Genomic DNA, 22,010 nt, shown 5'->3' with positions numbered 1-22,010 from the left:
TGGAGGGGCAGTTTTTTTGTGTGAAAATAAGAAAATTGCTTTACAGTTGGATTATTGGGAGATGATTCCGATTTATTTGTTTTAAAATAATTTTTATGAATACTGTAAAGATGTAAGATATCGTTACTCAGTTCCAAGAAGAAGGAAGATTAAGTAATAGATCTTGTTGAGTACGAAGACGTGTAATCCACTGCTCCTTACGGACAGCTGTGTTGTGCACTGTAATGAGTTCATTTTTTTAATTTTTGCTGTAACTGTTGCCCTTTCTAAAAGACCGCAAGGGATAGCTTTTTGATGACGTGCTTCTGAAACGCTCATGATCCAAGCACGGTAGCTGTAAAGGCCGATAAAATCTAATTTATCACCAGGGTACAGATCTTTTTTAGCAACAGCACATACTTCTGCTACGGGTTGATGAAGAGGGGCCATATCTGTTTTACCGTAAAGTACAGCACGTGCACAGGTGAGAGGGACTTCCATTGAAGTTAAGTGATATGGACGATGAAAAGTAAAATACGGTCCCTTTCCGATTTTTAAATCTTCCATGCGCTCACGCAAACGTGGGTGTTCTATTTTTGCAATAACAAAGACACCAGGGGAAACTCCTTGACCTGTAGAATAATCGACAACACCATATCTTTCTAAGATACCACCATCTTTTTTTGGAATAAAAACTGTACTTAAATCTTTTAGTGCGGTTTGTGGACCGTGCATCCCTGGGCAGTCAGGAACAAGTCCTGTTGCGTTAGCGATAGCAGCCATTTCAACCATAGTTTTGGATCCATCAATAAATTCGACTAACATACGAACATTCATATAACGTCGTGAAGCTTCTTCTTCATAAGCATCAGGTGTTGCATCGAAAATCAGTGGATTATTTTTTCCTTTACCAGCTGCAACAATTTGATGTCCGAGTGCTGAAACAAATTCGATAAGCTCCATACAAGAAGAAGGTTCATCACCAGCTCCTAATGTATAAATAAGGCCTTTTTTATCCGCCTCATGTTTCAGATAAGTGCCGATTGTAACGTCTGCTTCAACATTCATCATAACAAGATGTTTATTATTTTTGAGTGTTTTAAACCCAATTTCAGCACCAGATTCAGGATGTCCTGTTGCATCAATGATGATATCGATTTGCTCATGACCTAAAACAAGATCAAGATCACCTGTGGCAGCAATTAAGCCTTTTTCGATAGTTTGGGTTAATGCGTGAGTATTTTCAACTTCGCGTGCATGACCTTCTTCACCATAAGCTAAAGCAGCAGCTTCAAGAACACGTGATGGTTTTCGACTAACAACTGCAGCGATGATTATACCATCCATATGTGCAACACTTGATATTAAATCCATTCCCATTTCGCCACAGCCAATAAGTCCAATACGAATAGGTTTATGGTTTTCTGCATGTTGTTTCAAATCGCGTGCTAGACCCGTTAAATTCACATTACTGGTCATTATTTTTTTCCTATTTGTATTTTACCCATTTAGGTGGAGTAGCTCCCTTAATAGGTTATGTTTATTTTTAAGATATTTTGTTTCTTTTATTGTTGATGCTCTAATCAATGGGTTTTATAAAAGCAAGAGAGAAGAATATATGCTTTCACCAAATAAAGTAGGAATGATATCATGCAGCGGAAGGTAGCACTACAAGATATAACTGGCTTTATTGGGAAGAAGGTTGGTGTTTCGCAGTGGCGTCTAGTGACACAAGATATGATCAATCAATTTGCATGTGCAACAGATGATCATCAATGGATCCATGTAGATGAAGAAAAAGCAAAAAACACGCCTTTTAAAGGTACAATTGCTCACGGTTTTTTGACGTTGTCACTTTTGTCTGCATTGGCTCATGAAGCGTTACCGGAGCTGGAAGGAGCAACCATGGGGATTAATTATGGTTTTGATAAAGTGCGGTTTATAAGTCCTGTAAAAGCAGGTGCACGAGTGCGCGCTCACTTCGTTCTGGACGATGCTAAAGTTCGTCCTTCTGGCAGAGTTATTTTCCATTATCAGGTTACAGTAGAAATTGATCAGTTAAAAAATCCGGCTCTGACTGCTCATTGGATTATTATCACAGCCATTGAAGGCGAAAAATTAGGCAATTAGATATTTTTAATTTTTGTTTTATCTAATTTTTGTGCAATTTTGTCGAAGGACCATTGAACAGTAACATTGAGGATAATCAATGCAACGATAACGGTTGTCATCACGGAGGTATTGTAACGTTGGTAACCGTAGCGGATTGCCATGTCACCCAGACCTCCTCCACCAAGATATCCTGCAAGTGAGGTTGCTCCGATGAGAGAAATAGTCATAACTGCAAAACCTTTAATTAAGCTTGGTAACGCTTCGGGGATGAGCACATATTTAACAATCTGCAAGTAGCTAGCACCCATAGAACGAACGGCCCTTATCAAACTAATATCAACTGTTTTAAAAGATAGCTCTGCCATACGTGCATAAAAAGGAATGGCTGAAATGGTTAAAACAAATATTACTGCAGAAACTCCTATTCCACTTCCTACGACTTTACGAGTGATTGGCAAGAGATAAAAGGCAAGAATAATGAAAGGAATTGCACGAATACAGTCAATAATGATGCTCAGAGGATAATTAATAAGGAAGGATGTGCAGGGTCCTTCGCGAGCTGTTATACATAGTATTAATCCGATAGGGAGCCCTATGATAAGTGCTATCAAAGAAGAACTAGTTGTCATAAATAGTGTATCAATAATAGCATTAGGCAATTCATGAAAAAAAAGGTTAGACATAGCCTAGTACCTCGCAATATCGGCTTTTCTTTTTTAACCATGTGATGGCTTTTTCTAAGGCTATTTTGTTTTGGCTAGGTATACCTAAAAAAAGACGTCCAATAGTTTCTCCTTGAACGGTATCAATACCACCATGTAGAATACATGCTCTTAAATTTGTTTGATCTTCGAGAATATTTAAAAAAGGCTGTTGAACAATTTCACCATCAATATTAATTTCAATGACAGCTTCTTGGCCAGTTGGTTTAAGTTTCTGAGCTATCTCTATAGGTAGTTGCGGTGTTACGAGTTTGAGCATGGCAATAGTCGTGTCTTCTTGTGGTGATGTAAAAATATCCTTTACTTTTCCCTCTTCCACAATGCTCCCCTGATTAAGGACAACGACACGATGTGCGATAGTACGGATAACTTCCATTTCATGAGTAATGAGGACGATAGTGAGATTAAGGCGATTATTAATATCAGAAAGGAGTTGTAGAATGGATTGCGTTGTTTCAGGATCGAGAGCAGAAGTAGCTTCATCTGATAGTAATATTTGAGGATTGGCTGCTAGCGAGCGTGCTATGCCGACACGTTGTTTTTGCCCTCCTGATAATTCTATTGGATAATGGGATTCTTTACCGCATAGCCCTACCAATTCAATAAGTTCAAGGGATTTTTTCGTGACGTTGTTTTTTTTAACACCCATTAATTTTAGGGGTAATGCGATGTTATCAATGACTTTTTGGGATGATAAAAGATTAAAATTTTGAAAAATCATACCAATACGTTGACGATAAGCTATCCATCCTTCTTCTGGTAAATTTGAAACATTCACTCCTTCAAAAAAGATATTTCCTTCATCAATACGTTCTAATCCATTCAAGCAGCGCAGAAGTGTTGATTTCCCTGCACCACTACGTCCAATAATACCAAGGATTTCACCTGCATAAATGTTAAGAGATAAGTTTTTAAGGACTGGTATGGAGGCTGTTGTAGAAAAGCGACGGCTAATATTTTGTAAAGAGATGAGTGTAGGATATTCCATAAATATTTACCAAGATGTTTGGGCTGCTATACCGAATATTTCTTTTAATTTTGCACGAACTGGTTCACTGTTATAAGCAGAGACTAATTTTTTAACCCATGGCTCGTCTTTATCTTCAGTGCGTACAACAATAATATTATTATAGGGATTGTTTTCTGCTTTTTCCCACGCAATAGCATCTTTTTGTAAATTTAGCCCCGTAGTCAGAGCCCAGTTTGTATTGACAATTATAATGTCAAAATCATCAATTGCTCGTCCTAAAATACCAGCATCTAATTCATGGATTTTTACACTTTTAGGATTTTCAACAATATTAAGTGGAGATGCAAGGACATTACGTGGGTCTTTCAGTTTAATGATTTCTAAAGAATCAAGCAAAAGTAATGCTCTACCACCATTAGATGGGTCATTAGGAATACCTATACTTGCTTTATCACGGAGATCTTTTAGGCCCTCAATTTTATGTGAATAGATACCGATTGGAGTAATAAAAGTATATCCAGCAATTGCAAGCTTATAGCCACGCTGCTTCATTTGAGTATCGAGGTATGGTGCATGTTGGAAAGCGTTGGCATCGATATCTCCTGCATTAACAGCATCATTAGGGAGTGTGTAGTCGGAGAAATAAACAAGTTCAATATCTAGCCCTGTTTTTTTAGCTTGTTCAACAGCAACTTTCCAAATGGTTGCTTCTTCTCCTTCCATGACACCGAGTCTGATCGTAGATTTATTTGCAGCTATGGTAAAAGGAGCATAAAAGAAGAATGCAACTAAGGAAAGGAACAGTAAAGCTATTGTGTATTTGCAATGTAGTTTTAATATCATACATTTTTCTTTCTTTATTTGTAAAATTAATATTATTATTTAATTTTTATTAAAACTACTTATATATTAAACATTAATATTGTAAAATATATGTAAAAAGGAAATAAATACTACATTTTTTCAAAAAATCTTACTTTGAGAGTGAGTGGATGACACAAATATGCTCTTTAGAACAGTTATTAATGGGGATTTTTTTTGGAGTAATCGTTTCAATATGTGTGACCACTGTGCGTGTATGAAGAGGAATTTTTAAAAATATAAACTTCTCTTTTAACAGAGAATATTTTTTTACTGTTTAACTAGCACATGATCAATTTTCAAAAAAATTTTATTATGATTTTATGAATTAAGGTATCATATTTAAAAAAATTAAGCACCATGATGATTTAAGAATTTTTGAGTAATATGTAGAATTGGTGTTATTTTGTGATGAGTTTGTAAGAACACTTTTTAAGTAAAACGGTAAATATTACTTCTATATACTTATTGAAATTTAGTTAATGGTTTTATTGTTCTTTTACATAAATAAAAATAATAACAATTTCATGTTTAAGTAGAAGCTTATATATTAACTTTATTATAAGAGAATAGTTAGAAAGCGCCTATAGCTTGCTTAAATGCAATAATATTCTTGCAGATATTTTACATAAATATGGGTTAAACTAATTTTTGTGACAAAATTATAAGAATTATTTTGTATAGTGAATTTCTTCTTTTGAGTTTGCTACGATCTCAAAGGAGTAAAGATGAATCCATAAGAACATACTGCAGTGATGCAAAACGTAATCTTGGATGAGTAAACGAGTATTTTAAGCTCGTTTTCTTCCGGAGTGGTCTTGCTATTTTCATTGAGAGCTAATGTATAATTTCGTTGTTTCTAGGTGTATTAATCCTAGCTACGTTGAATATCATGAGATATCGTTATGTTGTTTTCGTCTTCAATGATGAAACGAGGTTTGTTATTGTAAAAGGAAGAAAGTTATTGTAGCTTTACGCTCCATGTTAGAAAAATTTTTGTCTTAGAGCGTTGATTTGGGTCTAATCATATTTTGAGAAATGAGTAATTCAGCAATTTGAACTGCATTTAGTGCTGCTCCTTTTCTTAAGTTGTCAGCAACAATCCAAAAAGCTAAGCCATTTTCAACGGTGATATCCTCACGTACACGGCTAATGAAGGTATCATCTTCTCCTGCACATTCATAGGGAGTTACATAAGCACCATCTTCATGTTTATCGATGAGTTGGCAACCCGGTGCATGACGTAGGAGTTTTTGTGCGTCGTGGGCACTTAGTGGTTTCTCAAATTCAACATGGACCGCTTCAGCGTGACCTATGAAGACAGGAACTCGAACAGCAGTAGCTGTTAATTTGATCTTTGGATCAAGAATTTTTTTTGTTTCAGCCATCATTTTCCACTCTTCTTTGGTATATCCATCTTCCATGAAAACATCAATATGAGGGATGACGTTAAAGGCAATGCGCTTGGTGAATTTTTTTGATGAGATTGGGTCTGCGACAAAGACAGCCCGTGATTGTTCGAATAGTTCATCCATGCCTTCTTTTCCAGCTCCAGAAACTGATTGATATGTAGAAACAACAACGCGTTTGATAGCTGCAGCGTTGTGGAGAGGATTTAAGGCCATGACAAGTTGGATTGTTGAACAATTTGGGTTAGCGATAATGTTTCGGTTAGAAAATCCACTTATAGCTTTTGCGTTTACTTCTGGTACAATCAAGGGGACGTCTGTGTTATAACGCCAAAAAGATGAGTTATCGATCACCACACAACCAGCAGCGCCAATTTTAGGAGCATATTCTTTGGCAACGTTTCCACCAGCAGACATGAGACATAAGTCTGTGTCGGAAAAGTCATATGTGTCAAGTGCTTTCACTTTTAAGGTTTTATCACCATAGGAAACATCTTGTCCTAACGAGCGCCGTGAAGCTAGAGGAACGACTTGATTTGAGGGGAAGCCTCGTTCTTCTAAAATTTTCAGCATCTCACGCCCTACATTGCCGGTTGCGCCGACGACAGCAATTTTAAAAGTCATTACCCTATACTCCTGTTCTTCTTGATATTTTGCACAATCGAATTGATACGCTGCCGGTCTTCCCCTTGATAATAGGTTTAAGAAGGAGGAGTTGGCTAAAGGGATATTCAGTCATTTTAAATCATATTTTCTAGATTTTTATAGCCATAGTTATATAGCCGTAATCACAACGTTCGGAGAAATTTTATCCACAACGCTTTATTCCACTTAACCTCGAATAAAAGCAGATAGAATCTAAGTACTCCATGGCAGAGTCTTTAAGAAACCTTCTGATATCCCCGAAGTCTAGAGATTTTACGGTGTTCTGTCAATTATTATGTATTATGGCTTGAAACTTTGAAATTTAGCAAATTGTTTCATAAAGATGAAATTATTGGTATCAATATTATACATCTTGTGAAAATTTAAAACAGATTTGTATAATAATTTAAAAAACTAAATAACAGGTCCAAGAATTATATTCTTAATGAGCTTAAAGCCTGTCACGTGTCATTTCACTAAAGTTAATTTGGTAAAGTAAAAACTGTTTGGGTGTTATATGTTGAAGTTGGGAAGAAATTTTCCGACAGACTCTGCATTTTTTATGTTTTCAAATTAAAGTAAAAGTAACTATAAAAGAAAAGTCATTAACTCAGTTAATGAAGATCTCTTGTTAATTAAAGATTTCATGTTTTTATATTTTGAAATTTATACTTGATTTTGTAAGATAATATTTTGAAATTGTTTTATTATCATTAGTTTAGTTTATCTAGTATATTTGGTAGAGATGTAATTATTTTCTTGTTGTGAGCATGGTACTTATATGATCCATCTATGTTGATTGGAGATGGGTGTTTTCAGTTATTAATGAGGCGTTGCCGAGTTACTGATTTTGGATCGGTATTTTAAGGCTGCAGCAATGGTATAAACTGTAGGAAATTTGTTTAAAGTGACAAGTATTTCAGTGTAAAAGACTGATCTTTTTCGTATAAATAAGGTGGTGAGCTAAATTCTCAGTTATGGCGGATTCACTGTTCAATGAAAAAGATATCACCCAAATTTTTTATTCAGAATGGGTGATAGGTTGTTGTATACCTTCTTGTTGAAGGATTATCTAGAAAAACCTAAACAGCGTGGTGAAGGATGCCATTCACAAAATCAGCGACGGCTACTGCAAAACTGAAAAGACCTAAAAAAATACCAATCATAATGATTCCCCTCAAATTGATAATTGATTTATATTTTTAATACTTAGATAAAGATAATTTTACATTTATAGTAAGTATTATTTATGACATTATGTGTGCATACTTAATTTTTGTCAATTATATTATTTGTAATTAGTTGTTAGTATCAAAAAATATTTGTAAATATACTGTTTTATTCTTCTTCTTTTGTTTTATTTGCGACTTTTTTATCAAAATTATTATAGGTATTATTTGCGAAAAGAAGTAATTATCGTTTGCGATACAATTTTTGCAGCTATTTCTTGTTAAAAAAGTTTGAAACGTATGGAATGATGAAGTTAATTTGCACTCATTTTTTGAGTTAAAAGGTGATCACTTTTCTCTAGTTATTTAGGATATTTTCTAACTTCTTTAGTTGGAGAGGAGAAAATATGATTTTAGTTAAGATTGGGGATATTCAACAAGATAATTCTTGCGAGAAAAGGTATCATTCATCGGGTTGTAAAGAACGGGCTTCTGAAGGAAGCATGATAGGGATACCATTGCGAATAGGGTAAGCAATTTTTGCTTTGCGTGAAATTAATTCGTGTGTTTTCTTATTTAGGGAAAGTGTTCCCCCTGTGATCGGGCAGACAAGAAGTTCAAGCATTTTAGGGTCAGTGGTTATTTTTTTAGGCATATCGCAAAGTTTACTCAATAGGTGATAGTGTGGTATTTTTATTCTGCAAGGGACTGAAAATATCACGATAGACGATTGCGTGCTATAACACCCTAGCTACTCCAAAAGTATTTTGCTACAGCGGGTATATCTCCAGGTAACAGTGGTTGTATTTCTTTAAGACAGAGGTAAAAGGCTACTTTCAGTGAATTTTCACCGCTATTGTATCTGATATTTTAAATTTTTGTAGTGGTTTGATAGCCTTTATCTCATACCACTTAGAATTTATGGTATGGTATTGCAGTGTGGTAGGATAATTATGTGATCCCAATATTTACAAAGATTTTATCGACTTTACTCATAAGTGAAATGATCAATTGCTTGCTTATTACATGAAAAAGTAACGGTTCTGATAAACGGTTCTGATAAAAGAATTCGAAGTTGTGTATGTTCCCCTATTTTAGGTGTTATCGTTGTTGTACAATTCTTTGTACGATTTAAGAGTAATGGTTTATTATTCATTAAGTTATGAGCAGCGGAAGAGAATGTAATTTTTGGTTTTGTATAATTTGGTAAAACAGTCTACTTCATGTTTTACACGGGTAGGATAACCGTTATTCTTATTGTATGTTAGGGATAAAATTTTTGGTAACTTAGAAGTGATGAAAGAATGTTAAAATCCGGGGTTATATAATCTTTGTTAATGACAGCAGGGAGAAGATAGGTTATAGGCGACGGTATGCTAAAAGGGTTCTGTTATCTTTTTTGTAAGAGGTGGATATAGTGCAAGTTCCACGTTTTGTTGAAGGAGATGAGTTGTCTGTGATTTTCCAAGTTAATAAGAACCATGAAATAATGGAGAAGATTTAGGAATTTGAAAAGATCTGCACCAAAGACGGGGCAGGATCTTATTTATAAGTTTAAGAAACTTATAAAGGGTAGGATTCGTTGTGTTGTTGGGGAGCTGTGATGGAGAAGTGATGGGTACTGTATCGCAAGAATTTAAGGAAGTTTCTTTAAAAAAACTTCCTCTGTACGAGTTACACAGAGAGGCTGGAGCAAGGTTTGGTGCTTTTGCAGGTTGGGAGATGCCTCTAACTTATCCCTTGGGTGTTTTGAAAGAACATCTTCATACACGTTCTCATGCTGGCCTTTTTGATATTTCTCACATGAAATTAATTATGGTTGAGGGGGCTGAAGCGATCGAGTTTTTATCGTATGCTCTTCCTGTAGATGCAGCTCTTTTAAAGGAAAATCAATCACGGTATAGCTATTTACTCAATGAGCAGGCTGGTATTCTAGATGATCTTATTCTCACTCGCTTAGGTGAAAGACGTTTTATGCTTGTTGTGAATGCGGGTAATGCACATGCTGATTTTGTTGAATTAGAACGACGGATGGATGGTTTTGAGTGTCAATTAGTAGCACTTGAGAGGGTTATACTTGCTCTTCAAGGTCCGCAGGCTGCGGCTGTTATGGCAGATGCAGGTTTGTCTTATAATCATTTATTGTTCATGCAAGGTTTTGAACCCAAAAAGGATTGGCTTGTTGCGCGTTCTGGTTATACAGGGGAAGATGGTTTTGAGATTGCATTACCAGAAGACCAGGCATATTCACTAGCCGAAAAATTACTTCATGATCACCGTGTCAAATGGGTTGGTCTTGCCGCGCGTGATAGCCTTCGGCTAGAAGCAGGGTTATGTTTGCATGGTCAAGATATTACGCCTGATATTACTCCCATTGAAGCTTCATTAACATGGGCTGTTTCCAAGAATGTTCGAGAAAATGCAAGGTTTTATGGATCAAAAGCTTTTCTTGATGCTTATCAAAAGGGACCTTCCCGTTGTCGGGTTGGTTTGATACCACAAGGTCGTCAACCCGTTCGTGCAGGTGCAGTTCTCTTAGATGATCAAGGTAATCAGATTGGAATGGTGACATCTGGTGGTTTTGGTCCTTCGGTTGATGGACCAGTAGCTATGGGTTATGTTGCATTTGGCTGGAATACTTTAGGAAAAGAAGTATTCACTGAATTGCGAGGCAAGAAGATTGTGCTTTCCGTTTCTAAGCTTCCTTTTGTTGAGCAGCGTTATTTTAAAGGGTGATATCTAATGTCTAAAATTTACTTCACACAAGATCACGAATGGTTGAGCATTGAGGGGCAGGTTGCCACAATTGGCATCACTCACTATGCTCAAGAGCAATTAGGAGATTTGGTTTTTGTTGATTTACCACAGGTAGGGACGCAGATTTCTAAGGGAGATTCTGCTGCTGTTGTGGAATCAGTAAAGGCAGCATCAGATGTTTATGCGCCTATTGATGGAGAAGTTCTCGAAGTAAATTCTGCGTTGGCAGATGATCCTGCGTTGGTAAATCAAAAAGCTGAAAAAGAAGGCTGGTTATGGAAAATGAAATTACATGATGAAACGCAGCTAGATGAATTGCTTGACGAGGATGCTTATAAGTTATTAGTTGGATGAGTGTTATGCATATGCAGGAACGGAGTTTTTTTTCACGGCACGTGGGGGTTCGTCCCAGTGAAATTCAGGAAATGCTAGATATCTTAGAACTTGATTCTGTCGAAACATTGGTTTCTCAAGCAGTTCCACAGTCTATCCATTTAGAGCATTCACTTAATTTGCCTGCAGCGGTAAGTGAAAGGCGGGCGTTAGAGGAATTGGCTGAAATGATGGGGTGCAATCATTTACATAAAAGCTTCATTGGCCAAGGATATTATGGAACATGTGTTCCTCCCGTTATTTTGCGTAATTTGTTTGAAAATCCTGCTTGGTACACTGCCTATACGCCTTATCAGGCAGAGATAAGTCAAGGGCGCTTGGAACTCCTATTTTATTTTCAAACATTAATTAGCGAGTTGACTGGGTTGCCTGTTGCTGCTGCTTCTCTTCTTGATGAAGCCACAGCTTTAGCTGAAGCTAATGCCGTAGCTGTGCGTTTTGCACGTGGGAAGAGAAGAAAGATTTTAATTAAGAGTCTTTTACATCCTCAAACGCTTAGTGTTGTACAGACACGTGCTGAAACACAAGGATTTCAGGTTAGTGAAAATGGCGATGTTTGCTCTGATACAGCAGCTATTATTTTATCTTGGCCAGACACAAAAGGCTGTTTCAGTGATTATAGTGATCTTATCAAAGAAGCAAAAGAAAAAGGTGCTTTGGTAATTGTTGTTGCAGATCCTTTAGCGTTGACACTTATGGAAGCTCCTGGTCAGTGGGGTGCTGATATTGTGGTAGGTTCTATGCAGCGCTATGGTGTTCCCATGGGGTATGGTGGTCCTCATGCAGGTTATCTTGCGGTTAGTGCTGATTTAACACGTTTAATTCCAGGGCGTATTGTAGGTCAGTCAGTCGATACTAAAGGACGTGTTGGTTTTCGTTTAGCACTGCAAACTCGTGAACAACATATTCGACGCGATAAAGCAACATCAAATATATGTACGGCACAGGCTTTGTTGGCTAATATGGCAACGGCCTATGCCCTTTGGCACGGGCCGCAAGGCTTGCAGTCGATGGCTAGTCGAATTCACTCTTTAGCATGTCGTTTTGCTCGTAGTTTGGATGCTTCTGGGGTTCATTGTGAAGGGCAGTATTTTTTCGATTGTGTCACTATTTTTGTTGAGAATAAAGCTCGAGAAATTGCTGCTCAAGCACAAATGGAAGGATATTTGATTCGTATTCTTGATGATGATCATGTTGCAATAAACTTTGATGAATTATCAACGGAAGATGATGTCCGTACTCTGGTGCGTCTTTTTGGAGCGCAGTTGGTTGATCAAGCATCTCCAAGGCTTTTTGGTAAGGAACGTGATGCCTCTTTTCTTTCGCAGCCATTTTTTCATATGGTTCACTCAGAGACAGATATGATGCGCTTTTTGCGTCGTTTATCTGATAAGGATTTGGCCTTGGATCGAGCAATGATACCACTTGGTTCTTGTACGATGAAGCTGAACGCAGCAGCTGAATTGATCCCTTTAAGTTGGCCTACGGTAGCTAATATCCATCCTTTTGCTCCTCAAGGAGATGTGCTGGGTTATAAAAAAATGATCAATGATCTGAATGTCTGGCTTTGTGAAATTACAGGGTTTTCTCAGATTTCTTTTCAACCAAATTCTGGTGCTCAAGGTGAATATGCAGGGCTTTTAGCTATTCGTCGATACCATCAGTCACGTGGCGATCATGGACGCAATATTTGTCTTGTTCCTGCATCTGCTCATGGCACCAATCCAGCTTCTGCTCACATGGCTGGTATGGAGGTTGTTGTTGTTCAATGTCTAAGTGACGGAGATGTTGATATTGATGACCTTAAAATGAAAGCACAGAAGTATAGGGATTCTTTAGCAGCATTGATGATAACATATCCTTCAACGCATGGTGTTTATGAGGAGAATATTAAAGAAATTTGTGCCATTATCCATGATAATGGGGGACAGATTTATTTTGACGGTGCTAATTTGAATGCATTAGTAGGTCTTGCACGTCCGGCAGATATAGGAGCAGATGTTTGCCATATGAATCTTCACAAAACTTTTGCAATTCCTCATGGTGGTGGGGGGCCTGGTGCTGGTCCTATTGGTGTGAAAGAGCATTTGAAGCCGTTTTTACCTGGCCATGAGCAGGGAAAGACAACACATGCAGTTTCAGCAGCTCCTTATGGAAGTGCTTCTATTCTGGCCATTACGTGGATGTATATTCGAATGATGGGGGCTGATGGTTTGAAGTATGCGACGCAGATAGCCATATTGAATGCTAATTATATTGCTGCGCGTCTTTCAAAGGTTTACTCCATTCTTTACCGAGGAAAGCGTGGGCATGTTGCTCATGAGTGTATTGTTGATATGCGCTTGTTGAAAGAGCACTACGGTATCACTATCGACGATGTTGCAAAGCGTTTAATTGATTATGGGTTTCATGCACCAACAATGTCATTTCCGGTACCTGGAACACTGATGATCGAACCGACTGAATCGGAACCAAAGGTAGAAATTGATCGTTTGTGTGACGCTTTATTGGCAATTGCTGAAGAGGCTCAGAAAGTGGGTGCAGGGGTTTGGCCTAAAGATGATAATCCATTAGTTAATGCACCGCATACATTAGCTGATGTCGTAAATGATGATTGGAAAAGGCCTTATTCACGACAAGAGGCTGCTTTTCCCAGTTGTTCCTTTGATTCTGCTCATAAGTATTGGCCTCCTGTATCACGCATTGATAATGTTTCTGGTGATAGGACTCTAATTTGTTCTTGTCCGCCATTAGTGTAGTGAGAGCCTCTGTTGAAGTTATGTTCATATTGGGAAAGCATGACGGATCAGATGTTTCTTTTTTGAGTAGAGTTGTTTACGAGAAAGAATTGTCATTATTGGTATTGTTTTTCTGCTTTTTGCGAAGTGGATGTGTGAAGAACGAAAAAAGGTGTGCTTTATAGAAATATTCTGCAAGGAAAGCGATACCAGTAAGAGAATTCTCTGAAAGTATGGGGATGTTATCAATGTGTTGATGGGTCCCATTTTCAAGCATTTAGATGTAAATACGTTTGCAGCGCGCACCGAGAGATGTCAAAATTTCATAAGGAATAGTGTTAGCATCTACGGCAATATCTTCAATTCTTTGGTGCCGTCCAATGAGCTCTACCCAATCACCTCGTTCAGGTTTTTTGTGTTCGAGATCGGTTGCATCAACGATGGTGGAGTCCATAGATACCTTCCCAACAATGGGGAGCCTGTGCTCCTTAAAATAAACGGAACCTCTGTTAGAAAGGCTATATGGCCAACCGTCAGCGTAGCCGATGGCAATAGTTGTGAGGATGCTTGGGCGGTTTGTAACAAAGCTTCCTCCGTAGCCAACGGAAGCTCCTGAATCAACAAAACGGCTTTGGATGACTTGTGCTTCAAGTTTTAAAACAGGTTTGAGGAATGTTTGGTGTTTATCATGAGGGTTTATTCCATAGAGTGTGATACCTGGACGAACGAGGTCAAAATGAAATGCTGAATCAAGGAAAATTCCTCCAGAGTTAGCAAGAGAAGCTTTACATGGAGGAAGCTGTGTGAGAAGATTTTGCATAACAGCTAATTGGTTATTATTAGATGGGTGAGCGACATTATCTCCGCTAGAAAGATGGCTTATAATGTATTTTATGGTTGCTTTTTCAAAGATAAGGGGACGTTTGATTAATAAATGTAGTTCTTCTTGATTAAGCCCTAATCGATTCATATTAGTATCAATTTGAATGATTGCGGGAAATCTCTGCTTCTTTTTTTGACAGAGTGTTTGCCAGCGTTCGATCGTTTGCCAAGAATTGAGAACGGGGACAATCCCAGCTTGAGCTACCCACTCTTCAGTTTGTGGCGGAAAATCATTTAGGATCGCGAGAATAGTATTTGGAGGCAGGATATTTTTTAATTGCAGTGCTTCATTAATTTGAGCAACAAAGAAAATGCGACAGCCTACTTGATAAAGTGCAGGAGCAACTTTTTCAGCACCCATTCCATAAGCATTGGCTTTTATGACAGCTGCACACTCTATTGGTGCAACGCGTTGGGCTAAAGTTTTATAATTTGCAACAATGGCACCAATATCAATGGTTGCAACGGCAGTATAGGGCAGGACTGTGCTTATTTCATAATTGGCAGGATTATCCATTTTTAGGATCCTAATCTTATGTTTAAGGACACAAAACTCCTTTTGGGTGATGTTGTTGTGCCTAAAGTATTGATAGTTTACACTCAACAATGATGTATGAAATAATCTTTAAAAAGATTCAATTTTTATACGGCAAATGCACATGTTTCCTGTTTATGTTGTTTATTGAATAATGTGTTTAGAATTTAAAGAACAGATTTTTTATCTTTTTAGATAATCCTACCTTGTTAAAGTACCTGTGTCATTGTGGATCTTGTGGAGGAAGAGTATTTAATACAATTTCGGACGTTTTTCTTGTTTTTAAAAGGAAAGTACGTGCGAGTCGTTGTTGAAGTCAAAGCTGTACCGCTTAATAATCATGTTGATAGTGATTATATGTGAAAAAGTGCAAAAAATTTATTTACAGTAAAGTTATTTATGTCAGTTAATGAATCTAACTTAGCTTTTATGGGTTTTCTTGGTAATTACAATGCCAAGAGCTGTTTATGTTTAAATAGAGATATTGGCAGATCGTTTTGTGGATATTATACAATCTGCAAGATTTGAAACCAAGTATCTAATAGAAGCCTGAAAAGAAGAATTTTATGAATGCATCTATCACCAATTTAAAGTCGGCTATCAGTGGTGGTGCATCGTGTTTTCCAATTCCTGAAAATGTGTTTGCACTAACTGTCCAAGAAGTTTGCCACTATACGGATCGTTTATTTAAGTTTTGCCTCAATCGTCCAGAAAATTTTCGTTTTCGTTCCGGTGAATTTGTTATGATAGGTTTGCCAAATGCAGAAAAACCAGTTTATCGTGCTTATTCAATTGCGAGTCCGTTTTGGGATGAGAAGCTTGAGTTTTTTTCAATAAAAGTTCCAGGAGGACCACTAACGGAACATCTTCAAAGAATAAAAGTAGGGGATACAGTTTTGATGCGCAAAAAATCGACGGGAACGTTGGTTCTTGATGCACTTATTCCAGGGAAGCGTCTTTATCTTCTTTCAACGGGGACAGGTGTTTCTCCCTTTGCCAGTTTGATTCGTGATCCTGAGACATATGAGAAATTTTCTCAAATAATTCTTGTTCAAACAACACGTGAGTGTAGTGAATTAACTTATGCGATAGATCTTGTTGAATCATTACGAAAAGATCAGTTAATTGGTGAATATGCACAACAATTAATGTTCTATCCCATGACTACTCGAGAACCTTCGCAATATATGGGGCGTATTACGACAGCTATGAAGAGTGGTGCTTTTTTTGAAATGGCAGGTTTACCTCCCATTAATCCTGATGAAGATCGAGCCATGATTTGTGGTTCGATTGAGATGATTAAAGATTGTGCGGCAATATGTGAGTCTTTTGGGCTTGTAGAAGGAGCTAATAATGCGCCATCCACTTATGTTGTGGAGCGTGCTTTTGTAGGTTAAAGTGGTTGTTGCACTTTTGTGCGTATTAATTTTATGATTTTTAGTTATGGTGGGTTGCTGGGAAGTTTCCTAGGGATTAGGGATGTGCGTAAGTTGAGTTTAAGGAAGTATGAGATTGCAGGGTGTTTTTGACTGTTTTAGCAAGAAATGATTTGAAGGTTATTGATTATCCTTTTATCGGCTGCATGCATATTTTAAAAACATTGCTATGAATTTTCTCCTTCACCAAATTAGATTAGATGGGATGTTTTAAGGGAAGGATGAAGGGAGATGGTCATTCTGCACAGAGCATTTCAGTGTATGGTGTTGTTATTTAATCATTTATAACAAAAAAAGATTGATACAATGTACAGATAGTTTGGACGTAATGGACTCTTGAAATTGAATAAAACGCACGCTATAGCAAGAAGCATGGAAAAGAAATTTAAAGTCGCTGCTCTTTACTGTTTTGCGGATTTGGGAGAGTGTTGTCAATTACAAAGACCTTTGCTTGATTTGTGTCAAGCACATGGTATCAAGGGCACATTGCTTTTAGCCAAAGAGGGGATAAATGGGACTGTTGCGGGTTCTCCTGATGCGATTGAAGTGCTAGTGCGCTTTATTACTGCAAAGCCTGTATTTCGAGAGCTTGAACTTAAATATTCGTGGGCATCAAAAATGCCTTTTCATCGCATAAAAGTGCGATTGAAAAAAGAGATTGTAACGATGGGGATAGAGGATGTTAATCCGTTGAAGGCGGTTGGCACTTACGTGGCTCCTGAAGATTGGAATACCCTGATTCAGGACGAGGAAACTCTACTCATTGATACGCGTAATGATTATGAATATATGCTCGGAAGTTTTAAAGGGGCAGTTGATCCTCATATCAGAACTTTCCGTGAATTTCCTGAATGGGTTGCTAAGCATGAAAGTGATTTGAAAAAGAAGAAAAGAATTGCCATGTTTTGCACAGGGGGTATTCGGTGTGAAAAGTCCACGTCTTATTTGAAAGGTTTAGGTTATGATGAGGTTTACCACTTAAAAGGTGGTATTCTTCGATATTTGGAGACAATTTCAAAAGAGGAAAGTTTGTGGCAGGGTGAGTGTTTTGTTTTTGATGAACGAGTTTCCGTAAAACATGGTCTTGAGGAGTGTGGGCGTGAGTTATGCAGGGCATGCCGCTATCCTCTTGGTATTGAAGGAAAGTTATCTCCTTACTATGAAGAAGGGGTATCTTGCGATGCCTGTTATGAGACGCGCAGTGAAGCGGATAGGCAGCGTTTTAGAGAGCGTCATAAACAGTTTCAGTTATCAAAGGCGCGTGCGCTTCAATTTCATCAAGAAGAATTATAATCACCTCTTGGGTTTTTACTATTATTTTCTGTTTTAGAGAATAGATGTTGGGACTTGGTTGGGTTGCTTTTTGTATAAAAATAACGTGCTCTTGAATTTGTTTTCTTAAGAATTCTGTTGCTTTTTTACATCATCTTAGATTTTAAAGTTAAAAAAATCTTAAAATCAAAAAAAATATTGCAATGAGAAATAATTATCTTTATACGCAGCATTGCCCAAAGTCGCACGTGCCTGTGGGTGTCCGCTGGTCCTCAAGGGGATGAGATTAACCGGTACGGTACCTGGAGTTTTCAGCTCCAGTCATTTTTTCAAGTTTTTGGAAGAATGAGGACATCTTGAAGCAACGACGGTGCGGGCCTTTCTGGTGTCTTCCAGCTTTTAGTGCTGGGGTAACTGTAGAGGCACACCTCATTGCCTTCAGTGCGGAAGTGTTTTGTGCAACTCCAATCAAAGAGGCAGACAAAGTAGGACAACGCGTTTTCGCGCTGTTCTTTTATGGCATGCAACGCTGGTTTCTTCCTTATTTTTGGGTATGGAACGGTGGTTGTCTGTGTTTTGTTCTTTGGTTGTGAACGGTTTTGTGCTGTTCACAAAAAAGGGATGTAACCTTTGTTTTTCAGGGAGAGTTGCAGATGGTAACACAGCGTATTCGTGATTTTCTTTCAACACACCGTCCTGACGGTCCGTGTCTTGTTGTTGATCTTGACATTGTTCATGAGAATTATTTAAACTTTGAGAAAGCTCTTCCTCAGTCGCGCATTTTTTATGCAGTTAAGGCAAATCCTGCACCTGAAATTTTGCGATTGCTTGTTTCTTTGGGGTCATCTTTTGATGTTGCTTCAGTTTCAGAAATTAGAATGGTTTTAGAAGCAGGTGCGACGGTTGAGCGTATTTCTTTCGGCAATACTATCAAAAAGGAACGTGACATTGCTTATGCGCATGCGCTCGGTGTTTCGCTTTATGCCGTGGATTGTATTGAAGAGGTTGAAAAAGTTGCACGTGCTGCACCAGGTGCTCGCGTCTTTTGCCGAGTCCTGACAGATGGGGAAGGTGCGGAATGGCCATTATCACGCAAGTTTGGTTGTGTTCCTGCCATGGCGGTGAATGTTTTGAGACGAGCACATCAATTAGGTTTACAGGCATATGGTGTCTCTTTTCATGTTGGATCTCAGCAAACAAACCCGAATGCATGGGATCGTGCTTTGTCTGATGTTGCCATGGTTTTTGAGCATTTAGAGAAAGAGGGAATTCAGCTAAAATTGATAAATATGGGAGGGGGCTTTCCAACACGTTATTTGTACGATGTTCCCACACCACAGGTTTATGGCATGGCGATTTTTGATTCGTTAAAGAAATATTTTGGTAATCGTATTCCTGAAACAATTATTGAGCCAGGGCGTGCAATGGTTGGAAATGCTGGAGTTATTCGTACAGAGGTCATTCTTATATCTAAGAAAGCAGATAATGATAACGTACGTTGGGTTTATCTTGATGTTGGTAAATTTAATGGCCTGGTTGAAACTATGGATGAAGCGATTCGCTATCCTATTGAAACGGTACATGACGATCAAGCTGTGGAGCCTTGTATTTTAGCAGGACCAACGTGCGATTCGGCTGATATCATGTATGAAAAAGCGCCCTATTTGCTTCCTTTATCTCTAACGGTAGGGGATGAGTTATTGATTCATGGAACTGGTGCCTATACGGCAACATATGCTTCTGTTGCATTTAATGGTTTTGAACCTTTGCGCTCTTATGTCATTTAGTTTTTTGTCGTCATGGTGAATTAGCACTGCATCCACGCATAGTGATTTAGGTTGTTGTCTACAATTAAGATGTTTTGAATATCTGATTTTTGTAACCGATTTTAAGCATTGCGTTTAATATGAGGACTATAGAAGATTATCTTTAGTGAGAAATTAAAAAGGTTTTTGTAGTTTTGTAGTGCAGTTGTCCGGTGATTCGTTAGGTTTTTAAGAAAGTGTTTTAATTTTAATACTCTTAATGGTTTAGGAGAATGTACGGTTGTGTTCTTTGAGAGTTATACGGGTATATTTTAAGCAGTGATCCAAGATCATCCATCACTCCGGCTGGGTTGTGAGAAGAATTAACAATAATCATCCAGTGTGCATTGATATATTTTTATGAAGTTTATGTCATATATTAACGTAGGAAGATGTTCTCTGTGCTTTATTTAGTGGCCTAGAGAGTTTGTGGCGGACGGTGGTATTTTTTTCAGCAAAAAAGTTAAACAGGTCAAAATGCTAAAAAGAGAAACCATCATAAAGAAGATATCACCAAAAGCCATAACAGCAGCTTGTGCGCGAATCATATTAGAAAGCTGGGATAATGCAAGAGATTTTGAGTCAAAGGAAGTAAATTCAAAAAATTTAGAAAGCTTTGCAAGAATTTCAGTTGCTTGGATATTTCCTTGTTGGATTGTTTCAGTTATTCGCGCGTAGTGAAGATTCGTGCGTTGTGTTATCAGAGTACTGATAACAGCAAGTCCCACCGCTCCACCGAGATTTCGTGTTAGATTGAAGAGTCCTGAGGCATTTTGCATTTTTTCCGGAGGGAGTGAGCCAAAGGCAATATTGTTTATAGGAACCATGCATAACATAATGGAAGTACCGCGAAAGATTTGAGGCCATAAAAGTTCCCAAAATCCCCAGTTATCTGTAATTGAAGTGGCCAACCAAGTTCCCCATGCAAAGCCTGCAAATCCGATGGCTATCATAAAACGAGCATCAATTCGTGTTGAAAGAAATCCTGCAAGAGGGGCTGTCATGAACATGGATAAACCTGAGATAAATAGTGTTTTTCCAATCAGGAGCGCATCATAGTGGCGGATTTGACTGAGGTAGACAGGATATAAGTAAGTGAGGCCGTAGAGACCTATGCCTAGCATGAAGGAGAAGGCAGCTGAAATTGAAAAATTGCGATTTGCAAAAGTAGTAAGATCGACGATTGGTTCTTCTGCTGTAAACGCACGCCATAGGAATAAAATAGCCGATAAAACCATAATGATAAAGCAGTTAGTAATCATGCTATCATTAAACCAGTCGTGATGCGCTCCTTCTTCTAGAACATACTCCAAAGATCCTAAGAAAAGCGCCATGAAGATTAGTCCCCACCAATCGAATTTCTTCAAGAGGGAATGGTTAGCTTTATCAATGTCAATAAGTTTCCAGGCTAAAATCGAAATAATAATTCCAAAAGGAACATTGATAAGAAAGAGCCAATGCCAAGATAATGCATGGTTAAGATAGCCTCCCACTGTTGGTCCTATTGTAGGTGCTAATGTCGCCACAAGTCCAATGATTGGTGAAACAATTGAACGCTTAGAGGGTGGAAACATGGTATAGGATGCTACAAAAACACAGGGGATAATTCCTCCGCCAATGAATCCTTGGAGAGCTCGGTAACAGATCATTTGTTCGATGGATGTTGCTGTTGCACACAAAATGGAAGCAATGGTGAAGCCGGCAGCTGATAAACTGAATAAAATTCTTGTTGAAAGTAGACGCCCCAAAAATCCAGAAAGAGGCAGCATAATAACTTCTGCAATGAGATAGGAAGTTTGAACCCATGAAATCTCGTCGGAGCTTGCTGATAGACCAGCTTGAATTTCAGCTAGAGATGAGGAAACGATTTGGATGTCCAAGATAGCCATGAACATACCAAAGGTCATAGCAATGAAAGCTATAATTTCACGCATTCCTGTGCGTTTTTGAATGTCAGCAGAAGCCAAAACGGTGCCTTTCGGTATAAGGTTTACTTTTGTCGTGAAAGATTTTCATAGTGTGATTTTGGGTGAGTATCAATGGTTACTGAAATGCTCATTCCTGCTCGCAAATACCCATCTTTCAGCGCATCGTCAGGGAGTGAGATGCGAACCGGTATACGTTGAGTAATTTTAGTAAAATTACCCGTGGCATTTTGCGGAGGTAAGAGAGAAAAAACAGCTCCTGTTGCAGGTGAGACAGAAAGAACAGTTCCTTTAAAGACTTTACCTTTGAAGGAATCAACAGAAATGTAAGCGGTTTGTCCGCTACGAATATTTTTAATTTCTGTCTCTTTATAGTTTGCTTCAGCATAGAGTGCATGAA

At 38.1% G+C, this 22,010-nt stretch carries 16 protein-coding genes and 1 pseudogene (1 of these 17 running past the window's edge); 8 read left to right on the top strand and 9 right to left on the bottom strand.

The annotated features are described in order from the left end of the window. Positions 1 to 127: 127 nt before the first annotated feature. Positions 128 to 1,458, bottom strand: a pseudogene (locus PU02_RS00600) (NAD(P)H-dependent oxidoreductase). Positions 1,459 to 1,629: 171 nt separating this feature from the next. Here PU02_RS00600 and PU02_RS00595 point away from each other — a divergent pair. Beyond that, positions 1,630 to 2,109 (top strand): MaoC family dehydratase, encoded by a 480-nt coding sequence (locus PU02_RS00595; RefSeq protein WP_053943626.1) that lies wholly within the window; start codon positions 1,630 to 1,632, stop codon positions 2,107 to 2,109. Here PU02_RS00595 and PU02_RS00590 read toward each other — a convergent pair. The 5 genes from PU02_RS00590 to PU02_RS00570 form a co-directional block, all read right to left on the bottom strand. After that, positions 2,106 to 2,774 carry a methionine ABC transporter permease gene (locus tag PU02_RS00590; protein ID WP_053943625.1) on the bottom strand — a complete coding sequence of 223 codons (669 nt, stop codon included), beginning with the start codon at positions 2,772 to 2,774 and terminating at the stop codon, positions 2,106 to 2,108. The two genes, PU02_RS00595 and PU02_RS00590, sit on opposite strands and share 4 nt — an antisense overlap. Continuing rightward, positions 2,767 to 3,801, bottom strand: coding sequence for a methionine ABC transporter ATP-binding protein (locus PU02_RS00585; protein ID WP_053943624.1), 1,035 nt, complete (start codon positions 3,799 to 3,801; stop codon positions 2,767 to 2,769). The genes PU02_RS00590 and PU02_RS00585 overlap by 8 nt, the downstream gene beginning before the upstream one ends. 6 nt (positions 3,802 to 3,807) lie before the next feature. Beyond that, positions 3,808 to 4,626 (bottom strand): MetQ/NlpA family ABC transporter substrate-binding protein, encoded by an 819-nt coding sequence (locus PU02_RS00580; RefSeq protein ID WP_053943623.1) that lies wholly within the window; start codon positions 4,624 to 4,626, stop codon positions 3,808 to 3,810. A 1,019-nt stretch (positions 4,627 to 5,645) separates the two neighbouring features. Then, a complete protein-coding gene (locus PU02_RS00575; protein WP_053943622.1) occupies positions 5,646 to 6,677 on the bottom strand; it encodes an aspartate-semialdehyde dehydrogenase in 1,032 nt (343 codons plus the stop codon). A 1,653-nt stretch (positions 6,678 to 8,330) separates the two neighbouring features. Next, positions 8,331 to 8,522: a Trm112 family protein gene (locus PU02_RS00570; protein WP_053943621.1), complete on the bottom strand. Its 192-nt coding sequence runs from the start codon at positions 8,520 to 8,522 to the stop codon at positions 8,331 to 8,333. Between the two features lie 959 nt (positions 8,523 to 9,481). Between PU02_RS00570 and gcvT the strand changes: the two genes are divergently transcribed. The 3 genes from gcvT to gcvP are packed head-to-tail and all read left to right on the top strand — an operon-like array spanning position 9,482 to position 13,776. Then, positions 9,482 to 10,603 carry a glycine cleavage system aminomethyltransferase GcvT gene (gene gcvT, locus PU02_RS00565; protein WP_053943620.1) on the top strand — a complete coding sequence of 374 codons (1,122 nt, stop codon included), beginning with the start codon at positions 9,482 to 9,484 and terminating at the stop codon, positions 10,601 to 10,603. Between the two features lie 6 nt (positions 10,604 to 10,609). Further along, the gene (gcvH, locus tag PU02_RS00560; RefSeq protein ID WP_053943619.1) at positions 10,610 to 10,978 is read left to right on the top strand and encodes a glycine cleavage system protein GcvH; all 369 of its coding nucleotides are present in this window, start codon (positions 10,610 to 10,612) and stop codon (positions 10,976 to 10,978) included. An 11-nt stretch (positions 10,979 to 10,989) separates the two neighbouring features. Beyond that, the gene (gene gcvP, locus PU02_RS00555; protein ID WP_053944592.1) at positions 10,990 to 13,776 is read left to right on the top strand and encodes an aminomethyl-transferring glycine dehydrogenase; all 2,787 of its coding nucleotides are present in this window, start codon (positions 10,990 to 10,992) and stop codon (positions 13,774 to 13,776) included. 256 nt (positions 13,777 to 14,032) lie between these two features. Here gcvP and alr read toward each other — a convergent pair whose 3' ends face one another. Further along, positions 14,033 to 15,154, bottom strand: a complete 1,122-nt coding sequence (alr, locus tag PU02_RS00550; RefSeq protein WP_053943618.1) for an alanine racemase — start codon at positions 15,152 to 15,154, stop codon at positions 14,033 to 14,035. Positions 15,155 to 15,738: 584 nt separating this feature from the next. On the opposite strand from alr, the gene PU02_RS00545 reads away from it, so the two are divergent. From PU02_RS00545 to PU02_RS00530, 4 genes are all read left to right on the top strand, one after another. Further along, positions 15,739 to 16,569, top strand: coding sequence for a ferredoxin--NADP reductase (locus tag PU02_RS00545; protein WP_053943617.1), 831 nt, complete (start codon positions 15,739 to 15,741; stop codon positions 16,567 to 16,569). A 411-nt stretch (positions 16,570 to 16,980) separates the two neighbouring features. Further along, a complete protein-coding gene (trhO, locus tag PU02_RS00540; RefSeq protein WP_053943616.1) occupies positions 16,981 to 17,901 on the top strand; it encodes an oxygen-dependent tRNA uridine(34) hydroxylase TrhO in 921 nt (306 codons plus the stop codon). 335 nt (positions 17,902 to 18,236) lie between these two features. After that, positions 18,237 to 18,473, top strand: coding sequence for a hypothetical protein (locus tag PU02_RS00535; RefSeq protein ID WP_053943615.1), 237 nt, complete (start codon positions 18,237 to 18,239; stop codon positions 18,471 to 18,473). A 60-nt stretch (positions 18,474 to 18,533) separates the two neighbouring features. Next, a complete protein-coding gene (locus PU02_RS00530; RefSeq protein WP_053943614.1) occupies positions 18,534 to 19,667 on the top strand; it encodes a type III PLP-dependent enzyme in 1,134 nt (377 codons plus the stop codon). A 428-nt stretch (positions 19,668 to 20,095) separates the two neighbouring features. Here the strand turns inward: PU02_RS00530 and PU02_RS00525 are convergent, their stop codons facing one another. Then, positions 20,096 to 21,619 carry a DHA2 family efflux MFS transporter permease subunit gene (locus tag PU02_RS00525; protein ID WP_053944591.1) on the bottom strand — a complete coding sequence of 508 codons (1,524 nt, stop codon included), beginning with the start codon at positions 21,617 to 21,619 and terminating at the stop codon, positions 20,096 to 20,098. Positions 21,620 to 21,675: 56 nt separating this feature from the next. Then, on the bottom strand, positions 21,676 to 22,010 hold the 3' portion of the coding sequence (locus PU02_RS00520) for an HlyD family secretion protein (protein ID WP_053943613.1). Its footprint extends 769 nt past the window's final position; only the last 335 of its 1,104 coding nucleotides appear in the window; its start codon lies off the right edge, out of view; its stop codon occupies positions 21,676 to 21,678.

Source organism: Bartonella ancashensis (genome assembly GCF_001281405.1).
Taxonomy (GTDB): domain Bacteria; phylum Pseudomonadota; class Alphaproteobacteria; order Rhizobiales; family Rhizobiaceae; genus Bartonella; species Bartonella ancashensis.
The sequence above is the reverse complement of the archived record's forward strand: the minus strand, read 5'-3'. Positions and strand labels throughout refer to the sequence as shown.